Origin of the sequence: Brevibacterium sp. FME17, assembly GCF_014897515.1 — a bacterium.
Taxonomy (GTDB): domain Bacteria; phylum Actinomycetota; class Actinomycetes; order Actinomycetales; family Brevibacteriaceae; genus Brevibacterium.
Genome location: NZ_JABUYD010000016.1, coordinates 25440 through 45310, shown reverse-complemented (window position 1 = coordinate 45310; position 19871 = coordinate 25440). Strand labels below are relative to the sequence as shown.

The window sequence follows — 19871 nt, the reverse complement described above, 5'->3', positions numbered from 1 at the left end:
GGCTCAATCTGTGCCAGTGATCACTGTTCCACTTGTATTACTCAGAGTCCAAGACGTAATCTCTAGGTTATTAATTGGATATTTTTATCAATGAGGCATCGGCGATCGACGAAGGAAGCTTCGCTGCCCCTCGGAGGAAGGTTCATCGGATGGAGCTGCGGCACTTCGCGGCGTTCACTGCCGTGGCGCAGGAGCTGCATTTCGGTCGGGCCGCCGAGACTCTGCACATCGCCCAACCAGCGCTGAGCCAGATGATCCGCTCGCTGGAGAAGGACATGGGCGTGCAGCTGTTCGAGCGCACCACACGCAGAGTCAGACTCACCTCCTCCGGTGAGGCGCTCCTCGAACCGGCTCAGGCGATCCAAGCCCAGGTCGACGGGGCCCGTCGCATCGCCCGGGCCGCGCAGGAAGGCGTGGTCGGTCGGGTGAAGATCGGCTTCGGCGGGACCAGCGGCTATTCGATCCTGTCCCGACTCTCCCGTGAAGTGGCCCACCGACAACCAGGCATCAGTCTCGAGCTGCACCCGCAGACATATTCCGGCGAGGCGGCGCTGGCAATCCGTGACGGAAGAATGGATCTGGCAGTGGTCAGCCCACCTTCACCTGCCGGGATCGACGTCCATGCCATCCGCCAGGAGCGGGTGATGGTCGCCCTTCCCACCGACCATGAACTCGCCGACAAAGAGATCGTGTCGATGACCGATCTGGTCGATCAGCCATTCATCTCCTATGCCCCGTCGCATGGCTCCCAAGTCCGTGAGGTGATGATGCGCCTGGCCGACGAGGCCGGCTTCCTCCCCCACATCATGCAGGAAGCGCCCGACCCCTACAGCCTGCTTGCACTCGTCGGCGCCCAGGTCGGCATTGCGATCGTCGTCGAATCCTCAGACCACATCCACATCGACGGAGTCACCTATGTTCGCCTCGCAGAGGGCGGGGATGCCTTCACCCTCGCGTTGGGCTGGCGCCGCAACAACCCCTCGGAGGCCCTGGCCCGGGTGATCGAGGTCGTGCGGGAGATCCTGCCCGAGGCCTAAGCAGGCGACTTGCCTCGCTGACTACTTGAGCACAGGCAGCTGGAGGTAGGAAGCGTTCTCTCCACCTGTGTGGATCACATGCTGACCGCTGTTCGCGCCGACGTACTCGTGGATTCCCGGCATCATCGTACCCAGCAGGTTCCGTGAGCTGATGACGAATCGCAGCTGCTCTCCGGGGTGGAAGGCCAAGCCGATGGGAAGCAGATCGATCTCCACTTCAGCGAGCTGAGCAGGCTGCAGCTTCTCGACCCGGTCGAAGGCGTGGGCGGGCACGTCCTCGGCGGACAGCGCCTCGTCGAGGTGGCGCATCGAGACGCGCAGCCGTCCGTCAGATCCTTTGTACTTCAAGATCGTCGCCCCATGATCGGTGGCGTCGTGGATCCGGGCATTCTGGTTCGGCACGGTGAATGCCTGCAGCGGTGTTCCGTGTGCGTCGAGCTTCTGGAGCAGGACGAACAGGTCCATGTCATCGGAGCCGCGGGCCTCGACCCACAGGTGGGCCTTCGGGTATCCGACCAGTTCGGTCTCTTCGTCGAATCGGGTGATGAAGGAGACCGCGTTCGGGTTGGCTGCCACGTCGTAGCTCGCCTCCGCCGAGGCGGTCGGTGCCGATAGTGTCAAGCTCCGCGAGTTCGCCTCGAGGTAGAACCTCGTCGAGTCCACTTCGGCAGGTGGGAAAGACTCGGCAGGAATGCCGGTGCGGTCACCACCTTCGAGGTCGAGGACCGAGTAACGCACCCGAGGTGTCTCTTCCCACCCGTTGTCTTCACCCCTGAGGTAGTGGTCGAAGAATCGGCGCAGATCCTCGACGTTTGCCTCGTCGTAATAGTCAGGCCATTCCTGGGAGTTGTGGATCCGCAGCCATTTCTCTTCGCCGGCCATCCGCCTCCAGGCACGGAAGGTTCCGGCCGTATGCAGGGTGTTGGAGTAGCTTGCCACGACGTAGGCGGGCACATTGATCTGGTCGAACTCGGGGATCTTATTCTCCCACAGCTCGTCCATCAGCGGGTGGGCATCAGCCTCGGCGAGGATGTCTTCCTTCTGGTTCTTGCCGAAGAAGCTGCCTTCCTGGAGCTGGCGAGCGAACCCGGTGTCAGGCATTCCGCCGCGGTGAACCACTGCGAGACAGCCAGGTAGGACGTTCCGCTCATGCCGACCTTTCCGGTGCACCATTCCTGCTCGGCGAGCCATTCGATGACGTCAAAGCAATCGCGACCTTCTTGACGATCCCAGAGCACACTGTCTCCGTCGGAGTCGACGACGCCGCGGATATCTGGGTTGGCGATGGCGTATCCGCGAGCACACCAGTACGCCGGGTCCGGGCCTTCGAACTTCTCCAGACCGGAGACGACGGAGTTGTCGAGTCCGACGAGGCCGAAGACTCCCATTACGCTCGCCGAGGTGCCCTGGGCCTTGCCGTAGGGGCTCCAGGCCACGATCACCGGAACCTGCTCAGCTCCCGCAGGGCGGAAGATGTCGACGTGGACGGTGGTGCCGTCGCGCAGCTGGACGGAGGTGTCCTTCTCGAACACGATGTCGACCGGCAATTCTCGGAACTGCTGTGCGATTCGGAAGCCGGCTTCAAGGGTTCTGGTTCCTGGATCGAAGGCGGTGAGAATGCCGGTTCTGGCCTCCGGCAGCGGGCTGGATGGAATGTATGTCTTCTGGTCATCGCTCATGATGAGAGCCTACGTCCACACTGCACCCAAACTCAACACGTGTTGAGTTAAATTTCTCTGGGAGATACATTTGTCCCATGAGCAAGGAAAAGGAATCGTCGTCACCGTCCAAGCGGGGCAGGCGTCCCGGGTCTGGAACCACCCGTCAGGCGGTCCTTGATGCCGCACGGACTCGGTTCGCGAACCAAGGATTCACCGACACGACGATCCGCCTCGTCGCCGCCGATGCAGGGGTCGACGCCTCCCAGGTGATGCAGTTCTACCGCTCGAAGGAGGAACTCTTCGCCGCGGTGATGGCGGTGCCGGTTTCGGCGCTGGAGCGTTTCGACACCGCTTTTGAAGGACCCGACGAGCACCTCGGCGAACGTGTCGTGCGCGCGTTTCTGCGCGCCTGGGAATCCATCCCCGAGGAGTCACAGCCGCTGATGGCGATGCTGCGCGGCGCCATCGTCAATGAGAATGCCCGCAACCAGCTGGCCGATTTCATCCAGTCCCGACTGCTGGAGGGCACTGCGGACAGCAGTGATGCCAGTGCCGCATTGCGCGCAGCACTGGCATCATCGATGCTCGTCGGCATCGTCACCGGCAGGTCCGTCATCGGAGTGCCCACCCTGTCCGAAGCGGAGGTCGACGACATCGTCGCGATCACCGCCCCGGCGATCCAGGGGATCCTCGGGTAGGTCCTACCAGCTGATCACGTGAGGAACGCTGATGTGCTTGAGTCCTTCGAGTCCGAATTCGAGGCCGAAGCCTGACTTCTTCACACCGCCGAAGGGGATGCGCGGATCCACGGCACCGTGCTTGTTGATCCAGGTCGAGCCTGCCTCAAGCCGCGCTGCGACCTTCTTGCATTCTTCGAGGTCACTGCCCCAGACGGAGGAGCCGAGTCCGACCTCGAGTTCGTTGGCCCAGCCGATGGCCTGCTCCAGGTCGGTGTATTTGATGATCGGGAGGACCGGCCCGAACTGTTCTTCGGCGACCAGTGGGTTGTCATTGTCGATGTCGGCCACCAGCGTGGTCGGGTAGAAGTAGCCGGGCTGATCCGCGACAGGATCTCCCCCGGTGAGCACACGCGCACCGGAGTCTTTGGCCGCCTGGACGAGCTTGGCGACGATGTCGTACTGCTGCTTGTTCTGCAGCGGTCCGAGAACGTTCTCCTCCTCCAAGCCCACGCCCATCGGTGACTGTGAAGCCACCTCGACGAGGGCTTCGCAGATCTGGTCATAGAGGTATTCTGGCACGTAGAGGCGCTTCATCGCTGCACAGGTCTGACCTGTGTTGATGAATGCACCCCAGAATAGGTCGCCGGCGATGGCAGCGGGATCGGCGTTCTCGAGCACGATCCCTGCATCGTTGCCGCCCAGCTCCAGGGTCAGTCGGGCCAGAGTATCGGCGGCCGAGCGCATGATGGCCTGGCCGGTCTTCGTCGAACCGGTGAACATGATCTTGTCGACGTCCGCATGCGAGGTCAGTGCGGCGCCGACCTCACCGCCGCCGGGGACGACGGTGAGGACATCGGCGGGGAGGACCTGATTGACCACCGCGACGAGTGCCTGCACGGACAACGGCGTGTATTCGGAGGGCTTGAGGACGACGGTGTTGCCCATCTTCAACGAGGGGGCGAACTGCCAGACGGAGATCATCATCGGCCAGTTCCAGGGACCGACGGCTCCGACGACGCCGACGGGTCCGTAGTGGAGTTCGGCATGGGTCTCCTCGTCGTCGACAAGAACTTCAGGCTCGAGCTCGAAAGCGGCGTTGGCCCGCAGCCATGCGGCGCAGGCACCGACCTCGAAGCGGGCATTGGGACCGTTGAGCGGCTTGCCCTGCTCACGCGAGAGCAGCTCGGCCAGAGCCTCGGCGGAGGCCTCGACCGCGTCAGCGGCCTGGTTCAGCAGATCGCTGCGCTCCTTCGACGTCCGCGACGCCCATTCCGGCTGAACCTTGCGTGCAGCTGCAACGGCGGTGTCGATGTCGGCGGTGCTGCCCTCACGGGTGCGACCGACGACCTCGCCGGTGGCAGGATCGAGCAGTTCGCGACCGTTCAGGTCATCGATCAATGTCAGCAGTCCTGCGAAAGTGGTGAGGTCGGTGCTCATGATTCTCCTTTTTCGGGGGTGGAACGAGTGGTTGAGGTGTGGACGAGGGGCACGGATCGAAGCTGGGTCACGGATCGGACGGGTCGGGCCTCACCCCAGGCTTCCACCTGTGCCGATGCCTGCATAGAGCTGCGGGCGACGCGACCGGAGGACTATGGCCCAGATGGTTCCGATGATTCCGGGCACGATCACGATGGCAGGCAGCAGCCAGGACAGCACCGAGGTGCCTTCTAAGCCGATGAGGACGTTGAAGTTGATGACGATGGACACGAAGAGGGCGATCAGTCCGATCGCCGAGAGCCCCGGTGCAATGGCTCGTGTCCACAGCGAATATTCCTGGGAGTAAGAGCGCAGGTATCCGACCACGGCCAACGCGGTCAGCGCCATGAGGAGCACGAGGCCGAAGGCGCCCATGTTCGTGAGCCAGGTGAACAGGGTGACGACGGGGAAGAGCGGGTCCTGGCTGCCGGCGCCGACGATGGCGAAGACGAGGATGACGATGAGACCCAGTCCCGACTGGGCTAGGGACCCGGCAACAGGGGCACCGGAACGGCGAGAGGTCGCGGCGAGGAATGCGGGCAGCACCCGGTCACGGCCGAGGGCGAAGAAGTAGCGGGCCACGATGTTGTGGAAGGCGACGAGCGCAGCCAGCAGAGAGGTGAGGAAGAGAAGGTTCGCGAGGTCGACGAACCACACCGGGGCGTGCTCACCGAGGAAGACGAACATGAGGTCAGGTCCGAACTCCTGGGACCGTCCGACCACGTTCGATGCACCTTCGGCCACGGTCATCGCCCAGGCGGAGAACGCATAGAAGACGGCGATGACGCTCACCGCGATGATCGTCGCCCGCCCGGCCGTGCGCTTGGGGTCCTTGACCTCTTCGTTGTAGATCGCACCCGATTCGAAGCCCATGAATGCTGCGATCGAGAAGGCCAATGCGGCACCGACTCCAGGAGCGAAGAGCTGATCCGGAAGCCTTCCGTCAGCCGTCACGCCCTCGGGGCTGTGTGCGAATCCGATGATGTCGAAGACGATGACGACGAGGAACTCGGTGCCGACGATGACCCCGAGGACCTTCGCGGAGAAGTCAACCCGGCTGATGCCCATGAGTCCGACGATCACCCAGGCGACAAGCGCACAGATCCACCAGGAGACCTGTAAGCCGAACAGCGAATCGAGGAAGGAGGAGAAGACGAAGCCGAACATTCCGGAGATGCCGATCTGCATCGAGTTATACGCCACCAGAGCGGTCAGTGCCGCACCCATTCCCACGGGCTTGCCCAGCCCCTTGGAGATGTAGGCGAAGAAGGCACCCGCATTGTGCACGTGCCGGCTCATCGCCGCATATCCGATCGCGAACAGCACGAGGACGACGCCGAGGACGATGAACGACAGAGGGATCCCCAGCAGCCCGGTCACCGCGAAGTTGCTCGGGACTCCGCCGGCGACAACCGTGAGCGGTGCCGAGGCGGCGATGATCATGAAGACGAGGGCGAGAGTTCCGATCCGGCGGGAGTTCAGCCCCAGACTGGCAGCCCCCGGCACTGTGTCCTTTGCATAGGAGCCTGGTTCGCTTTTCACTTCCATGTGATCCACCTCTGAGATTGACTGTATGGTCAGGTTCTCTCATCAGAGTGTGACGCGTCTTGGCTCTGGGGGCAGGACTCTTGACTTTCGGCGCAGTCAGGTCAGCGAGCTGCTGCGGTATTGGGCCGGCGGTGAGCCCACGACATTGCGGAAGAGCCTCGAGAAGTGGGCAGGGTCGCTCAGACCCCACCGGGCCCCGATCGCGGCGACGGGCACTTGAGCCTGCAACGGATCAGCAAGGCCCTCTCGGCAGCGGTCGATGCGCAGGCGACGGATCTCGCTGGAGACCGTCTCACCGCTGCCTTCGAAGATCTGGTGGAGGGCACGCACCGACATGAAGTGTGCGGCGGCGATCGTTGAGGGGGTGAGCTGCGGATCGGCGAGATGGTCCTTGATGTAGGTGGTGATCTGCGACCACAGCCGCTGCCTCTCCCCTGGCGCTTCTGTCGCAGACAGCTCATCGGCCATGACCGTGGCGAGCAGGTCGACGACGTTGCCGGCCAATCTGATGCCCACTGATCGGCTAAGGGTAGGCAGCATGGCCCCGGCCTGGGTGATGAGCTGGGTGGCGGCGACTCCGAGCTGATGCTCAGCACCGATCGAGGTCGCCGTGAGTTGGCGGACGGTTTCAGCGGGCAGATTGACCCGCGATTGCGGGAACATCATGACATAGGAGGAGAAGTCGCAGTCGAAGCTGAGCGTGTACGGCCGCGAGGTGTCATAGATGGCCAGTGACCCGGGTGCCAGGGACACTTCCCGTCCGTCTTGGACGAGCAGCCCGTGCCCCTTGAGCTGGAGTGACACCTTATAGTAGCTCGACCGGCCTGCCCCCTGGCCGCCGGTGCCGGCGCCTGTGCCGGTATCGGCGGAGATGAGGCTGGGTGTGCGCAGCACGGCGTGAGGGTTGGCGCTGATATAGGACATGACCACGGAATCGTAGTCACGGGCGCTGATCGCCCCTCGGAAGCCGCCGCGGCGTTGAGGTTCGGTGTCCAGCGGCACAAATGAGTCCGAGACGAGGGATTTCCACCCGTCGAAGTCTGAGGCTGTGCTCTCAAGTAACATCTTCGTCCTCTGCAGAAACGATCGGTCGGCGACGTCAGCGTCGACGACCGCTTGGCGCTCACTCTATCCCCAACCACGCAGGGAGTCACGAGCCTGTCAGGATTTACCGACCGAATGGTCATGAACGGCGCTCAGCCGTGCGATGACGTAGTCGAGCTGACCTCGGAAGCCTGCGAAGTCGAAGGTGTCACCGCCGATGATCGCGGTGGTCTGAGCGCCGAGCAGATACGTCAGCAGCACATCGGCCGTGGGCTCGATGGCCACCTCGGCGGCCAGTTCCCGGTCACCGTGGGCCTGGTGCAGCCAGCTAAGGATCCACGTGCGCCACAGGCTCATGGTCGTACGAGTGGTCTGGGCATGGTCGGGACTCTGGGCCACCTCGGCGAGGAACGACAGGACGACCCGGGCTTCGTCGTGGAGTTCGGGGGTGACCGGGAGGACTTCGTGGGCGAAGGCCCGCAGTGCCGCGATGCCTCGCAGGTGCGCAGTCGAGAATTCGACGCGACGATTCGTGGCCTCGAAGACGAACAGATAGGTGGCCGCCAGCAGATCGGATTTGGAGGCGAAGTAGGACTTGATCGCCCCGTTGGCGAAGCCCGCCTCGGTGGCGATGTCGCGCATCGTCGCCCCTGCCAAGCCCTGCCGAACGATGATGCGCAGGGTCGCCTCGACGAGCTCACGACGACGCTGGTCGTGGTCCACAATCTTGGGCATGCTTCCTCCGGCCGCTCTTGACTTTATTTTCTACAAGCGTAGGTTATTACATGACTCAGCACACATTTTACGTTGCAAAGGTGCACCCATGTCTTGCCATTCCGCTCCCGCCGAACCCTCCACCTCGACCACTCTCACGCCGTTCTCACTGCCCACAGAGGACGAGATCACGTCCGTGACCTCGGTGCTGCGCGAGGCCGGGCACTTCCCTGCCGAGGCGCGCCTGACCTACCTCGGCCTGCTTGATCCCGTCCGCGGGCAGGCCCGGAGTGCCGCCGAGGTGGATCGTCGTTTCCGTGCCTTCATCCTCGACAAAACCGCTGGCAGTGCCCGGGACATCATCGTGTCCGTGACACATTCGCGGATCGATTCCGTGACCGAAGTGGACTCCACCTCTCAGGGTGAGTTCCCCGTCATGGAAGAGGAGTTCGAGCTCGTCGAGGAGGTGCTGGCCGCCGATCCGAAATGGCAGTCGATCCTGGCCCGTCGCGGCCTGCCCGTCGAGGAAGTCCGTGTGGCACCCCTGTCCGCCGGTGTCTTCGAATATCCGGAGGAATCGGGCCGGCGCATCCTGCGCGGTCTGGCCTTCCACCAGCAGTATGAGAGTGATTCCGCGTGGGCGCACCCGATCGACGGCCTCGTCGCCTACGTCGATGTCACGAACAAGACCGTCGACCAGATCCTTGATCTCGAGGACATGCCGGTGCCCGCCGAGCACGGAAACTACACGGATCCGGAGCTGACAGGTCCGGTGCGCACCACGCAGAAGCCGATCGAAATCACTCAGCCAGAGGGCCCGAGCTTCACTGTGTCCGAGGGCAATCACATCGAGTGGGAGAAGTGGTCCCTCGACGTCGGCTTCGACATGCGTGAGGGCCTCATCCTGCACAACATCGCCTTCACTGACGGCGAGCGCACCCGAACAATCCTCGATCGGGCGGCCATCGCGGAGATGGTCGTGCCCTACGGTGACCCGTCACCAGTGCGGTCCTGGCAGAACTACTTCGACACCGGGGAGTACCTCGTCGGGCAGTGGGCGAACTCCCTCGAACTCGGGTGTGACTGCTTGGGCGATATCACGTATCTGTCTCCGTGGGTGGCGAACAACCTCGGCGAACCACGGCAGATCAAGAACGGGATCTGCATGCACGAGGAGGATGCCTCGATCCTGGCCAAGCACTCGGATCTGTGGTCGGGAGTGGCCTACACCAGGCGCAATCGCCGGTTCGTCGTCTCCTTCTTCACCACTGTCGGCAACTACGACTACGGCTTCTACTGGTACCTCTACCTCGACGGCACGATCGAGTTCGAGGCCAAGGCCACCGGCGTCGTCTTCACCTCGGCGTTGCCGAACGGGTCAACGGACTTCGCCTCGGAGATCGCGCCCGGCCTCGGAGCCCCGTTCCATCAGCATCTCTTCGGAGCTCGACTCGACTTCGCCCTCGACGGCGGCCAGTGCCGGGTCGAGGAGGAAGACGTCGTGCGGCTCCCCGTCTCCGAGACCAATCCGCGCGGCAACGCCTTCAGCCGCAAGCGCACTGTACTGGGAACGGAGCTTCAGGCCCAGCGCGATGCGGATCAGTCGAAAGCTCGGACCTGGGTCGTGTCGAACCTGGAGTCGACCAACCGCCTCGGCGAGCCTGTCGGCTACAAACTCCATCCGACGGGTCTGCCGACCCTGCTGGCGGCCGAGGATTCTTCGATCCACCAGCGCGCGACGTTCGCATCAAAGGCCCTGTGGGTCTCGCAGTATCACGAGGATGAGCGCTACCCGACCGGAGATTTCCCGAACCAGCATCCCGGCCATGCGGGGCTGCCTACCTGGACTGCTGCTGATCGCAACGTCGACGGTGAGGACATCGTTCTCTGGCACAGCTTCGGCCTCACCCACTTCCCCCGGGTCGAGGACTGGCCGATCATGCCCGTGGATACGGTCGGGTTCAAGCTGCGGCCGGAGGGGTTCTTCGACCGCTCCCCCGTTCTCGATGTGCCTGCTCCGGCCTCGGACGGAGACTGCTGTGGGTCCGGCGGCGACTGCTGCGAGGGGTGAGACTGCTGCGCGGCGCCCCCGCGCGGCTCAGAGCTGGCGGAAGAAGTCGTCTGTGATCGCGTTGGGGTGCTTCGCCAGGGGTGTGACCTTGACGTTCATATAGGCGAACATCGGGAAGCCCTGGAACGTCGCGTGCAGGAAGTCGAGGTCATTGACGTCGTAGATCGAGATATTGGAGTATTCTCCCACGATGCGCCAGATGCCCTTCATGATTCCGCGTTCCTGAAGATCGGCGGAATAGGCCTTCTCCTTGACCTGGAAATCGGCCTTGGTCTCGTCGGTCATCGATTCTGGAAATACGACATCCATGCGTGCTGGGGACAACTCGGCCGTCCCACAACGAGCTTCTCGGATTGACCTTCCGTGCACAGACAGCGGCCTCGCTTGAGTGTGCGTGCAGAGTTCCGTCCCACCGCTGTTGTCTCGTGAGCCAGGTCACTAGCCTGGCTTCATGAACGCCTCAACTGCACAGAACAGCGCCGGCTCGATGAGCGAGCACAGTGAGAACTTCCGCACCGAACTGCCCGACACTGACTTCGACTATGTGATCGTCGGGGCCGGCTCGTCCGGCTGTGTCATCGCCAGCAGGCTCATCGACGCGGGCAAGACGGTCTGCCTGGTCGAGGCCGGTGGGGATGAGACGAATCCGAACATCGACCACCTGAACACCCTGGGATTGCTGTGGCATTCGGCACAGGACTGGGACTACTACACGACCCCGCAGCCATCCGCGATGAATCGCAAGATCCATCTGCCGCGCGGCAAGGTCCTGGGCGGATCGAATGCGCTCAACGCCGTGATCTGGGTCCGCGGCGATGCCTGGGACTACCAGCAGTGGGTTGACTCCGGGTGCCCAGGCTGGTCATGGGACGAGGTTCTGCCCGTATTCGAAGCCATCGAGAACTATGACGGTGAGAATACCGAGAATCGCGGGACCCAGGGACCCATGGATGTGCGCCTCAACTATGAGCGCAACCCCATCCAAGAGGACATGGTCACCGCAGGTCAACAGACCGGACTGAGGTACAACCCCGACTACAACTCGGGCAGCGTCGAAGGCGTCTCACGGATCCAGCTCAACGTGCGCGAGGGCAAACGCCTGAACACGTGGCGGGCCTACCTCAAGCCCCGCCTCGGCGCCGGGAATCTCACGGTTCTCACATCGACCCATGCTCGTCGTCTCCTCCTCGACGGCACACAGGTCACCGGTCTCGAGGTGGACTTCCGCGGACGGGTGGGGACACTGAACGCAGACGAAGTCATCCTCACCGCTGGAGCGCTGGCCTCCCCCGAGCTGCTCCTGCGCTCAGGAATCGGACCTGCCGCCGAGCTGCGTGAGGTCGAGATCGAACCTGTCCATGACCTGCCGGGGGTCGGCAAGAACCTGCAGGACCACTGGCTCTCCCCCGTCATCTTCACCACCGGATCCGAGCCGGTGCCGATGGGTGAGATCGCCCCCGCCGAGGTGCATCTGTTCTGGAAGTCGCATCCCGAACTTCCGGTTCCCGACACTCAGCCTCTGTTCTTCTCCGTGCCGATGTACGCCCAGGATTCCGCACCCAATGTGCAGTCGGGCCCCGACAACGGCTTCACCCTCCAGGGTGGACTCGTGCGACCACAGAGCCGTGGCGAGGTCACCCTGAGCGGCCCGAATCCGCAGGACCCAACACTGGTCAACCCGAATGTGCTCTCCGAACAGGCCGATGTCGATGCCCTCGCCGCCTCGGTCAAACAGTGCCGGGAGATTGGTCGCGCCGAGGCGCTGACACACTGGCAGCCCACCGAGATCTTCCCTGGCCCCGAGGTCAGCGACGACGAGCTCGAAGACTATGTCCGCGGCTCGGTCGTGACCTATCACCACCAGGTCGGGACCTGCCGGATGGGTCAGGACGAAACCGCTGTCGTCGATCCGCAGTCGTTCAAGGTCCACGGGCTCGAGGGGCTGCGCATCGCCGATGCCTCGATCATGCCGCAGGTACCCACTGGCAACACCAACGCCCCGACGATCATGATCGCCGAACGCGCGGCCGCCGCCCTCGTGGGCTCCAGCGTGGAGGGGATCACCGCTCCGGGCCAGTGACCGGTCCCCTCGCCAGGCCGGCTACTGGTAGTCTTCGATTTCGTTGGCCGGCCTGCAAACGAGAGGGTGTGTGAGTGAACGAGGAAACCGATTCACCTGCGTCCGCCCAGGACCTGCGGGTCACCATCGGGGCCGGGCTGCTCGCGGGCGGCATCTCCTCCGTCGACGTCGAGGATGCCCTGACCGGCCTGGCCCGCACATTGGGCATCAGCAAACTCCGCGTAGCCGCCCTGCCCCGTGGCCTGTTCCTCACGTCGGGTTCCGGAGATTCCACGAAGTTCGAACGCATCGGGCCCGATCTGCGCTTCGATCAGACCGCGAAGCTGCTCGACATCGTCGACGCACTCCGAGCGCGGCGGCTCACCGTGTCAGCAGCCGCACGGAAGATCGAAACCGAAGTGCACGCGGCACCGCCACGCTGGCCCGGCTGGCTCTCCCACCTCGGCGCCGTGCCCATCGGAATCGGACTGTGTCTGCTGCTCGAACCCGGACTGGTCAATCTGGCCTTCGCCGCCTTCGGTTCGCTCATCGTCGCCGGCGTCCTCGCCCTCAACGGCCGCTGGCCCAATCTCAATCCGCTGCTGCCTGTGAGCTCTGCGTTCCTCATCTCCGTCATCGTGCTCATCGGCTACCAGCTCGGCTGGCTCGAGAGTCCCCTGCGCACGATCATCGCCACTCTCGCGCTGCTGCTGCCCGGCAGCGCCGTGGTCACAGGGCTGACGGAGATCTCAGCCGGAGCCCTCTCGGCCGGCAGTTCACGCCTCGTCTCAGCCACGGTGCAGCTGGCGATGTTCATCGCCGGAGTTGCCGGTGCGGCCGCAATCACCGGCACCGGAGCCGAGGCAATGAGGAATACTCGACTGGCGGATTCGACCTGGCAGCTCTCGGCCCTCGGCGTCCTGGCTGCCACCATCGGGCTGATGATCTACCTCTACACCCCGCTCGAGCACACGGTGCCGATCGTTCTCACGATCGCTGCAGCCGCGCTGGCGCAGCTCGGCCTCGGTGCACAGTTCGGCGCCACAGTGGGTGGTCTCGCCGGGGCGCTGACCGCCTCCTTGGTAGCCGTCCTCCTCTCCCGTCTGCCGCGGGGACCGATCTGGCGTATCAGCTTCGTCCCCGCGTTCCTCATCGTCGCGCCCGGTTCATTCGGTTTGCTCAACGCCTCGCAACTCGAGTTCGGCGAGGGCAGCGGAGTGGCGGGCGGTCTGCTCGCGGCAGGTGCGGCGTTCTTCTCGATTGCCATCGGCACCGTCGTCGGTGCGGCGGTCGCCCACGCAGTCGAACCCAAGGACGAGATCGTCGCCTGATCCTGCGGACTGCTGGCTGCTGGCTGCTGCGGAATTCAGCTCTTCGGGGCAGTGAATGAGGCTTCGTAGTCCTGCCGCTGATTCTTACGCGCTTCGAGCTGATTGGGCACCAGCGCAGCGAAGATCCGGTCTCGGATCGGCAAGGGCAGAAGATTGACGACCTTGACGCCGGGGCCGATGAATCCGGGAACCGTGACCTCGAACCGCGGTCGTGCGGCAGCCTTGACAACGGCGCGGGCCACCTCGGCGGGGGTGAGCAGTTTTGCTGCCCCGCTCGACGTTCCTGCTGCCAGGGCCGTGTCGACGACCCCGGGCATGATCGATGTGACCCGCACACCGGTACCGCGCAGCTCCGCGCGGATGGCCTTGAGGTAGCCGAGCACACCGTGCTTCGTCGCGGCATAGGTCGCCTCTCCCGGGGTCGGCAGAATAGAGCCCGCCGAGGCGACGGTGATGAGATGGCCTCGTCGGCGCGCGACCATGGTCGGAGAGGCGGCCTTGATCCCATTGATCACCCCGAGCAGGTTGACGTCGATCTGCGCCCGAGCTGCGGAGTGCGGTTCCTGTGCGAAGGGGCCGACCCACATCAGGCCCGCATTGTTGACGAAGATGTCGATGGGTCCCAGGTCATGGGCCACCTCGCTGAGGAACGCGCTCACACAGTCCGGATCCGTGACGTCGAGCCGGTAGGCGAGCACACCCAGTTCTGCACCGGTGGCCTGGGCCTGAACGAGGTCGAGGTCGCCGATCGCCACCTTCGCCCCGGCCGCGGTGAACTCGGCGGCAATCTCTCTCCCGATGCCACGGGCTCCGCCGGTGATAGCCACAACCTGACCTGCCAATGTTGTCGTCCGGCTCATGCCGCCACCTTTCCTCTGCGCATCTCGCGCTCAAGCTCCAAGAGATAGTGATCGAAGTCGACCTGCATCGTGTGCCGGGGCGAATCGTAGAACTGCCGTTTGTTTCGGCGGTCGTCTTCATGCGTCTGCCGGGTCATGTCCCGGCGGCTCGGCAGTTCATAGTCCCCGGTCAGCGTCTTGACTGCCAGCTTGGACTGAGCCTCGGCCAGGGGCATGATCGCACCGACCGGCTGGAGCAGGCCGATGAAGAACAGCCCGGGGCGGTCGGGGTGGGCCATGCGCTTGAACAGCGGCAGATCATTGCCCTCTGCGGAGATCAGGTCCGGATCGAAGAACGGAAAATTCACCCGATATCCCGTCGCCCACACAATGAGGTCGGCCGCAGCCTCACTTCCATCGGTGAAGACCACACGATCCCCCTCGAGTCGTTCGATGCCCGGTCGCACCGTGATCGCACCCTCGTCGAGGCGGTCCCTGATCGCATCCGACTGCACCGGATGCGATTGGCCGGGCGTGTGCTCCGGGGTGGGCAGGCCGTATCTGCGCAGTCCCCCGGAGAGCATCGCGGCGATGCGCAGCCGTGCCGCTGTGGCCCACCAGGGAGCCCAGCCCGGCAGTGCGATCTGGTCTGCCGCCTTGCCGAAGAGGGTCTTCTTCATCACCCACTGTCCGCGACGGATGGAGAGGTTGACGCTCTGCGCCCGGTAGGAGCCCTCGACGGCGATGTCCATCGCGGAGTTGCCGGCGCCGACGACCACGACGTCGCGGTTCTCGAGCTGTTCGCCGCTGCGGTAGTCGTGGGCGTGGATCTGCCCGCCGTCGAAGTGACCGGGGTAGCCGGGGTCGGGCCAGCGGGCATCCCAGTGGTGGCCGTTGGCGACCATCACTGCGTCATAACGGCGAGTCTCGTACTCTGCCGTGACGCTGTTGGCAGAAGATTCGGCGGAGGAACCTGTCGGGCGGATGTCGACATCCCAACCGCCGTTCTCGCCTCGGCGGACATGGGTCACCTCGGTGTTGAAGGTGATGGTGTGGCCGAATCCGAAGTGGTCGACGTAATCGCGGAAATAGGCGTAGACCTGATCGTGGCTGGCGTAGTTCGGGTAGTCCGCCGGCATCGGGAAATCGGAGAAGGCCATGCGCGGGCACGAGGTGTTGATCTGCAGGGTCTCGTAACAGGCGCTGACGCCATTGGGGTTGTCGAAGAGCCAGTTGCCACCGAATTCGCTGCCCTTTTCAAAGCAGTCGAACGGAACGCCCGCGGTGTAGAGGGCTTTGGCTGCGGCGAGGCCCGAGGCTCCGGCTCCGATCACGCAGACCCGCGGCAGTGCGGGGTTCGGCGGGATGGGCGCGGTCACTTTCGGAGCACGATGCTCCTGCTTGACATTGTAAGGCATGTCACAATACTGCCATTGAAAATCAAAATTTTCACTACACTGGAGAAATGAATGATCATTCCTCCGGCGCAGCCTCGGCGGGACTGTGGCGTGGAACCTCACGCGCCGACCGCGACGGAGAACGTCGTGAGCGTCTCCTCGAGGCCGCCCTCGAACTGTACGGAACGCTTGGTTTCCGTGCGACCTCGATCCAGGCCCTGTGTCAGGAGTCCGGGGTCTCGAGTCGGTCCTTCTACGATCTCTTCCCCGCTCACAGATCGGGTTCAGTGCGAGAGTCGGGGACAGTGCGGGAGTCGATCACTGCGCAGGAGTCGCTGCTCGAACAGCTCTACGCCGTCCTCAACGAGGAGATCGTCGATGCTCTGACGACGCTGACGATCCCGGCCGGCGCGAGTCTCGTCGAGGCCACCGTCAACGTCGTCTCCGCCGCGCTGATGCCGATGCTCGGTGATGAGCGCAAGGCTCGCGTCCTCGAGGTCGAGGCCGTCGGCGTCAATGAATCGCTCGAAGCGCGGCGGCGGGAGACGATGCGCATCCTCGCAGCCGCCGTCGATGCCGCATTCGTGCGCGTTCACACCACCTACGAGCTGCCGGAGATTCCCGCGCTGCAGAAGCCGGACGAGCTCGGGTTCACCAGCCTCATCCTCGTCGGAGGCATCACCGAGGCACTTGTCCAGCGGGTGCAGACACCGGCTGCGGACCGTACCTCTACAAGCGAATTCCTCACCCGCATCGCCGAGGTGGCCCTCCGCGCCTATGGCGTGTCCCCGACGAGCGAGGAATGACTCGATGGCGTCGCAATCGCAGATGGGGCGGGGAGCAGGAGTGGCTATCCTGGCCATCGTCGTGGCGCAGTGGTTCGGAACGTCGCTGTGGTTCAGCCCCAGCGGTGCCGTCGACGGCCTCTCCGCCTGGCTGGGTTCGACGCCGGCTCAGTTCGGGTGGCTGATCGCGGCCACCCAGATCGGGTTCATCGTCGGAACGCTGCTGAGCGCGGCGACCGGGATCGCCGATCGGTTCCCGCCCGAGCGGATCTTCATTCTCTCCAGCCTCTTCGGTGCTGGACTGAACTTCGTGTGGACGCTAGGTCCTTCTGACCTCGTCCTCGTGTGGATCTCTCGCTTCGCCGTCGGCGTGAGCCTCGCGGGTATCTACCCGATGGGGATGAAGATGATCGTCAAACGGGCGCAGGCGAAGTCCGCGCAGGCTCTGGCCTGGCTCGTGGCCATGCTCACCCTGGGCACCGCGATGCCACAGTTCCTGTCAGCCGTCGGCGCCGCCCTGCCCTGGGAGTCGATCATGTGGGGCTCCTCCGCACTGGCGGTGCTGGGAGCCGTGCTCGTGGCAACGATCTCCGGGCCCCGAGCGGCTCGGTCACATGCGTCCGATGCGACTTCCGGGCCCTCGAAGTCCGTCGGAAGTCCAGCGCTGCGGAGACTGTTCCGGGACAGGATGTTTCGCGCCGCCGTCTTCGGATACGTGGGCCACATGTGGGAGCTCTACGCCTTCTGGGCAGTCGTGCCCACACTCGTCATCGCGGCTTTGGCCGACGCGGACGGCCCGACGGGGTTTGCGACAACGAGTTTCCTCGTCATCGCCGCCGGGGTCCTGGGATGTGTGCTCGGCGGAATCATCAGCCGCAGGACCGGCAGTGCAGCGGTCGCCGCAACGGCCCTGGCTGGGTCGGGACTGATGTGCCTGATCTACCCTCTGCTGCCTGACATCGGCCCGCTCCTCATTGCGGCTCTCATGCTCTGGGGTCTCCTTGTCATCGCAGACTCTCCCCAGTTCTCGGATCTCGCTGCCCGTTACGCTCCCGCAGAGCTGACGGGAACGGGGCTGACGGTGATGAATTCGCTCGGCTTCGCCGTCAGCGTCATCAGCATCGTCATCCTGCAGAGCCTCATCGCCGTAATCGGAGTGGCCGCCGTCTGGCTGCTCCTGCCGGGGCCGATCCTCGGCCTGATCGCGATGCGCCCGCTCCTGGTCAGGCGAAAGGCGACGAGGCTCGATCGAGACGGGTGACCTCGTCATCTGTGAGCGTGATCTCCGGAGCGGCCATCAGTGCATCGAGCTGCTCGGGTGTGCGCGCCGAGACGATCGGGGCGCTTGCACCTTTGGCCAGCAGCCAGGCGAGCGCAATGGTTGCCGGTGCCACGTCGTGGGCTTTGGCCACAGCGACCAGCTCTTCGACGACCTTGAGCCCCTCAGTGCTGAAGTAGCCCTGCGCCATGCCACCGCGGCTGGCTCCCTCGAGGTCTTCTTCGGTGCGGTATTTTCCGGTCAGGAATCCGGCGGCGAGACTGAAGTAGCTGAAGACGCCGAGGTTGTGCTCGCGTGCCAGTGGCGCCAGCTGCGTTTCGTATTCCTTCCGGAAGACCAGGCTGTACTGGGGCTGGATCGCCACCGGCTTGGCCAGGTTCTCCGCCTCGGCCACGGCCAACCATTCGGCGAGGCGGTCTGGGGAGTAGTTGGACACGGCGATGTGCTTGGCCTTACCGGCACGCACGATCTCATCGAAGACCCGGGCCACCTCGGCGATGGGGGTCACCTCATCATCTCGGTGCGCGTAGTAGAGGTCGACATGATCGGTCTGCAGGCGCTGAAGGGATGCGTCGATGGCGGTGCGGATGTAATCGGGATTCTGCGTCTTGTGATCCGGGTGGTCTCCGACCTTGGTGGCGATGACGACCGTATCGCGGTTGCAGCGGGCGGCGAGCCAGGTGCCGATGATGGTCTCGGATTCGCGGCCGGTGTTGCCGGGAACCCACGCCGGGTAGGACTCTGCGGTGTCGAGGAAGTTGCCTCCAGCGGCGACGAACGCGTCGAGGACGGCGTGGGATCCGGCCTCGTCAGCGGTCCAGCCGAAGGTGTTCGTGCCCAGGTTGATGGGGAAGATGGAAAGGTCTGTGCCGGGAATCGCTACCTGCTGCGTCATGATGCTCCTGTGTCGACTCGAGGTTCGTGGTCGGTTCACGCGTGGTTCGCGCGTGGTCTTTCACCTGGCATAACGACAGTCCCGGCGGTGAAAATTCCGCTGGCCGGGCCACCTCGGCGATGGAGGTCCTTCGCTATTTGAGGAGTCGGTCCATTCTGCGGTCGCTGAGCTTCTTGCCTCCGGTCTGGCAGCCGGGGCAGTACTGCAGCGACTTATCGGCATAGGAGACCTCGGCGATGGTCGACCCGCACACCGGACAGGTCTGACCGGCGCGGCCATGGACGCAGAACGTACGTTTCTTCGCCGCCTTGACCTTCGCCGGTGGCAGATCGAAGAGGGCCTCGCGGGCCTGGCCAAGCACTTCGCGAATCGTCTCCAGGAGTGCCGGGGCATCGACCCGATTGGCTGGGGCGAATGGGGAGAGTTGTGCGGTGTGGAGGATCTCGTCGGAGTAGGCGTTGCCGATGCCGGCGATGAGGTTCTGATCTCCGAGCACGGTCTTGATCCGTGCCGTCGAACCGGCCAGCGCCGCAGTGAACTCTTCGACTCCGATGGACAGGGCATCGGGTCCGGCGTTGGCGATGGCGGACACCGCGGCGCGGTCGGTCACGAGGGAGACCGCGGCGTTCTTCTTCGTTCCCGCTTCGCTGATGTCGAATCCGGCACCGGAGGCCAAGTGGATGCGCAGAGCCAAGGGCCCCTTGCCCATCCTCACCGGACCGCTGGGCACCTGATCGTGCCAGACCAACCAGCCGGCACGGGCGAACCGGCAGACCAGTTCGAGCCCGTCGAGCTCGATGACGAGGGCCTTGCCCACCCGGGAGGCCCCACTGATCTCGAGCCCGCTGATCGCCGCCAGCGGCGGATCCGCCGTCTTGAGGATGCTCAGCTCGCCGATATCGGTCCGGGAGATGAAATCCCCGACGATGTGCGAGCGCAGGAAATTCACGAGTGCATCGACTTCGGGCAATTCCGGCATGGAACCAGTATGCGCCCTTGCACACACAGTGGCACTGCCGCCGTGGATACCGCCCTTGTGAGTTCCCTGAACGAGG

General features: G+C 64.2%; 18 protein-coding genes. 7 read left to right on the top strand and 11 right to left on the bottom strand.

Annotation, left to right across the window (positions count from 1 at the left end; all coding sequences use genetic code 11):
- Window positions 1-74 precede the first annotated feature (74 nt).
- The gene (locus tag INT40_RS14275) at window positions 75-1037 is read left to right on the top strand and encodes a LysR family transcriptional regulator (RefSeq protein ID WP_226831363.1); all 963 of its coding nucleotides are present in this window, start codon (window positions 75-77) and stop codon (window positions 1035-1037) included.
- A 21-nt stretch (window positions 1038-1058) separates the two neighbouring features.
- Here the strand turns inward: INT40_RS14275 and INT40_RS14270 are convergent, their stop codons facing one another.
- Together INT40_RS14270 and INT40_RS20665 are read right to left on the bottom strand one after the other, a co-directional pair.
- The gene (locus INT40_RS14270) at window positions 1059-2138 is read right to left on the bottom strand and encodes a CocE/NonD family hydrolase C-terminal non-catalytic domain-containing protein (protein WP_226831361.1); all 1080 of its coding nucleotides are present in this window, start codon (window positions 2136-2138) and stop codon (window positions 1059-1061) included.
- Complete coding sequence (locus INT40_RS20665) at window positions 2039-2716, bottom strand: CocE/NonD family hydrolase (protein ID WP_226831359.1); 678 nt, start codon at window positions 2714-2716, stop codon at window positions 2039-2041. Before INT40_RS20665 ends, INT40_RS14270 begins: the two co-directional genes overlap by 100 nt.
- A gap of 77 nt (window positions 2717-2793) precedes the next feature.
- Between INT40_RS20665 and INT40_RS14265 the strand changes: the two genes are divergently transcribed.
- Window positions 2794-3396, top strand: a complete 603-nt coding sequence (locus tag INT40_RS14265; RefSeq protein ID WP_193096356.1) for a TetR family transcriptional regulator — start codon at window positions 2794-2796, stop codon at window positions 3394-3396.
- 3 nt (window positions 3397-3399) lie between these two features.
- On the opposite strand, the gene INT40_RS14260 is transcribed toward INT40_RS14265, so the two are convergent.
- The 4 genes from INT40_RS14260 to INT40_RS14245 all read right to left on the bottom strand — a co-directional run bounded on the left by INT40_RS14260 (window position 3400) and on the right by INT40_RS14245 (window position 8181).
- Window positions 3400-4815, bottom strand: a complete 1416-nt coding sequence (locus INT40_RS14260; RefSeq protein ID WP_193096355.1) for an aldehyde dehydrogenase family protein — start codon at window positions 4813-4815, stop codon at window positions 3400-3402.
- Window positions 4816-4905: 90 nt separating this feature from the next.
- Window positions 4906-6402, bottom strand: coding sequence for an APC family permease (locus INT40_RS14255; RefSeq protein ID WP_193096354.1), 1497 nt, complete (start codon window positions 6400-6402; stop codon window positions 4906-4908).
- Window positions 6403-6498: 96 nt separating this feature from the next.
- Window positions 6499-7467: a helix-turn-helix domain-containing protein gene (locus INT40_RS14250; RefSeq protein WP_193096353.1), complete on the bottom strand. Its 969-nt coding sequence runs from the start codon at window positions 7465-7467 to the stop codon at window positions 6499-6501.
- A 96-nt stretch (window positions 7468-7563) separates the two neighbouring features.
- Window positions 7564-8181: a TetR/AcrR family transcriptional regulator gene (locus INT40_RS14245; protein ID WP_193096352.1), complete on the bottom strand. Its 618-nt coding sequence runs from the start codon at window positions 8179-8181 to the stop codon at window positions 7564-7566.
- An 88-nt stretch (window positions 8182-8269) separates the two neighbouring features.
- On the opposite strand from INT40_RS14245, the gene INT40_RS14240 reads away from it, so the two are divergent.
- A complete protein-coding gene (locus INT40_RS14240; RefSeq protein WP_193096351.1) occupies window positions 8270-10231 on the top strand; it encodes a primary-amine oxidase in 1962 nt (653 codons plus the stop codon).
- Window positions 10232-10258: 27 nt separating this feature from the next.
- Here the strand turns inward: INT40_RS14240 and INT40_RS14235 are convergent, their stop codons facing one another.
- On the bottom strand, window positions 10259-10540 hold the full coding sequence (locus INT40_RS14235; RefSeq protein WP_193096350.1) for a muconolactone Delta-isomerase family protein: 282 nt from the start codon (window positions 10538-10540) through the stop codon (window positions 10259-10261).
- Window positions 10541-10682: 142 nt separating this feature from the next.
- On the opposite strand from INT40_RS14235, the gene INT40_RS14230 reads away from it, so the two are divergent.
- A complete protein-coding gene (locus tag INT40_RS14230; RefSeq protein WP_319022000.1) occupies window positions 10683-12311 on the top strand; it encodes a GMC family oxidoreductase in 1629 nt (542 codons plus the stop codon).
- A gap of 74 nt (window positions 12312-12385) precedes the next feature.
- Window positions 12386-13621 carry a threonine/serine ThrE exporter family protein gene (locus INT40_RS14225; RefSeq protein WP_193096349.1) on the top strand — a complete coding sequence of 412 codons (1236 nt, stop codon included), beginning with the start codon at window positions 12386-12388 and terminating at the stop codon, window positions 13619-13621.
- 35 nt (window positions 13622-13656) lie between these two features.
- Here INT40_RS14225 and INT40_RS14220 read toward each other — a convergent pair whose 3' ends face one another.
- Window positions 13657-14481 (bottom strand): SDR family oxidoreductase, encoded by an 825-nt coding sequence (locus tag INT40_RS14220; RefSeq protein WP_193096348.1) that lies wholly within the window; start codon window positions 14479-14481, stop codon window positions 13657-13659.
- A complete protein-coding gene (locus tag INT40_RS14215) occupies window positions 14478-15878 on the bottom strand; it encodes a flavin-containing monooxygenase (protein WP_193096347.1) in 1401 nt (466 codons plus the stop codon). Before INT40_RS14215 ends, INT40_RS14220 begins: the two co-directional genes overlap by 4 nt.
- 47 nt (window positions 15879-15925) lie before the next feature.
- On the opposite strand from INT40_RS14215, the gene INT40_RS14210 reads away from it, so the two are divergent.
- Together INT40_RS14210 and INT40_RS14205 are read left to right on the top strand one after the other, a co-directional pair.
- Window positions 15926-16663: a TetR/AcrR family transcriptional regulator gene (locus INT40_RS14210; protein WP_193096346.1), complete on the top strand. Its 738-nt coding sequence runs from the start codon at window positions 15926-15928 to the stop codon at window positions 16661-16663.
- Between the two features lie 4 nt (window positions 16664-16667).
- Window positions 16668-17903: an MFS transporter gene (locus INT40_RS14205; RefSeq protein ID WP_101571836.1), complete on the top strand. Its 1236-nt coding sequence runs from the start codon at window positions 16668-16670 to the stop codon at window positions 17901-17903.
- Here INT40_RS14205 and INT40_RS14200 read toward each other — a convergent pair.
- Complete coding sequence (locus INT40_RS14200) at window positions 17866-18816, bottom strand: aldo/keto reductase (RefSeq protein WP_193096345.1); 951 nt, start codon at window positions 18814-18816, stop codon at window positions 17866-17868. The genes INT40_RS14205 and INT40_RS14200 overlap by 38 nt on opposite strands.
- Before the next feature lie 133 nt (window positions 18817-18949).
- Entirely contained in the window at window positions 18950-19795 is an 846-nt protein-coding gene (locus INT40_RS14195) for a DNA-formamidopyrimidine glycosylase family protein (protein ID WP_193071680.1), read from the bottom strand.
- Window positions 19796-19871 lie beyond the last annotated feature (76 nt).

What these genes read in the sequence shown, in the direction of transcription:
- INT40_RS14270 (WP_226831361.1), bottom strand. Translation starts at nt 2,138, where the DNA reads ATGCCTGACACCGGGTTCGCTCGCCAGCTCCAGGAAGGCAGCTTCTTC.
- INT40_RS20665 (WP_226831359.1), bottom strand. Translation starts at nt 2,716, where the DNA reads ATGAGCGATGACCAGAAGACATACATTCCATCCAGCCCGCTGCCGGAG.
- INT40_RS14265 (WP_193096356.1), top strand. Translation starts at nt 2,794, where the DNA reads ATGAGCAAGGAAAAGGAATCGTCGTCACCGTCCAAGCGGGGCAGGCGT.
- INT40_RS14260 (WP_193096355.1), bottom strand. Translation starts at nt 4,815, where the DNA reads ATGAGCACCGACCTCACCACTTTCGCAGGACTGCTGACATTGATCGAT.
- INT40_RS14255 (WP_193096354.1), bottom strand. Translation starts at nt 6,402, where the DNA reads ATGGAAGTGAAAAGCGAACCAGGCTCCTATGCAAAGGACACAGTGCCG.
- INT40_RS14250 (WP_193096353.1), bottom strand. Translation starts at nt 7,467, where the DNA reads ATGTTACTTGAGAGCACAGCCTCAGACTTCGACGGGTGGAAATCCCTC.
- INT40_RS14245 (WP_193096352.1), bottom strand. Translation starts at nt 8,181, where the DNA reads ATGCCCAAGATTGTGGACCACGACCAGCGTCGTCGTGAGCTCGTCGAG.
- INT40_RS14240 (WP_193096351.1), top strand. Translation starts at nt 8,270, where the DNA reads ATGTCTTGCCATTCCGCTCCCGCCGAACCCTCCACCTCGACCACTCTC.
- INT40_RS14235 (WP_193096350.1), bottom strand. Translation starts at nt 10,540, where the DNA reads ATGGATGTCGTATTTCCAGAATCGATGACCGACGAGACCAAGGCCGAT.
- INT40_RS14230 (WP_319022000.1), top strand. Translation starts at nt 10,683, where the DNA reads ATGAACGCCTCAACTGCACAGAACAGCGCCGGCTCGATGAGCGAGCAC.
- INT40_RS14220 (WP_193096348.1), bottom strand. Translation starts at nt 14,481, where the DNA reads ATGAGCCGGACGACAACATTGGCAGGTCAGGTTGTGGCTATCACCGGC.
- INT40_RS14215 (WP_193096347.1), bottom strand. Translation starts at nt 15,878, where the DNA reads ATGCCTTACAATGTCAAGCAGGAGCATCGTGCTCCGAAAGTGACCGCG.
- INT40_RS14210 (WP_193096346.1), top strand. Translation starts at nt 15,926, where the DNA reads ATGAATGATCATTCCTCCGGCGCAGCCTCGGCGGGACTGTGGCGTGGA.
- INT40_RS14205 (WP_101571836.1), top strand. Translation starts at nt 16,668, where the DNA reads ATGGCGTCGCAATCGCAGATGGGGCGGGGAGCAGGAGTGGCTATCCTG.
- INT40_RS14200 (WP_193096345.1), bottom strand. Translation starts at nt 18,816, where the DNA reads ATGACGCAGCAGGTAGCGATTCCCGGCACAGACCTTTCCATCTTCCCC.
- INT40_RS14195 (WP_193071680.1), bottom strand. Translation starts at nt 19,795, where the DNA reads ATGCCGGAATTGCCCGAAGTCGATGCACTCGTGAATTTCCTGCGCTCG.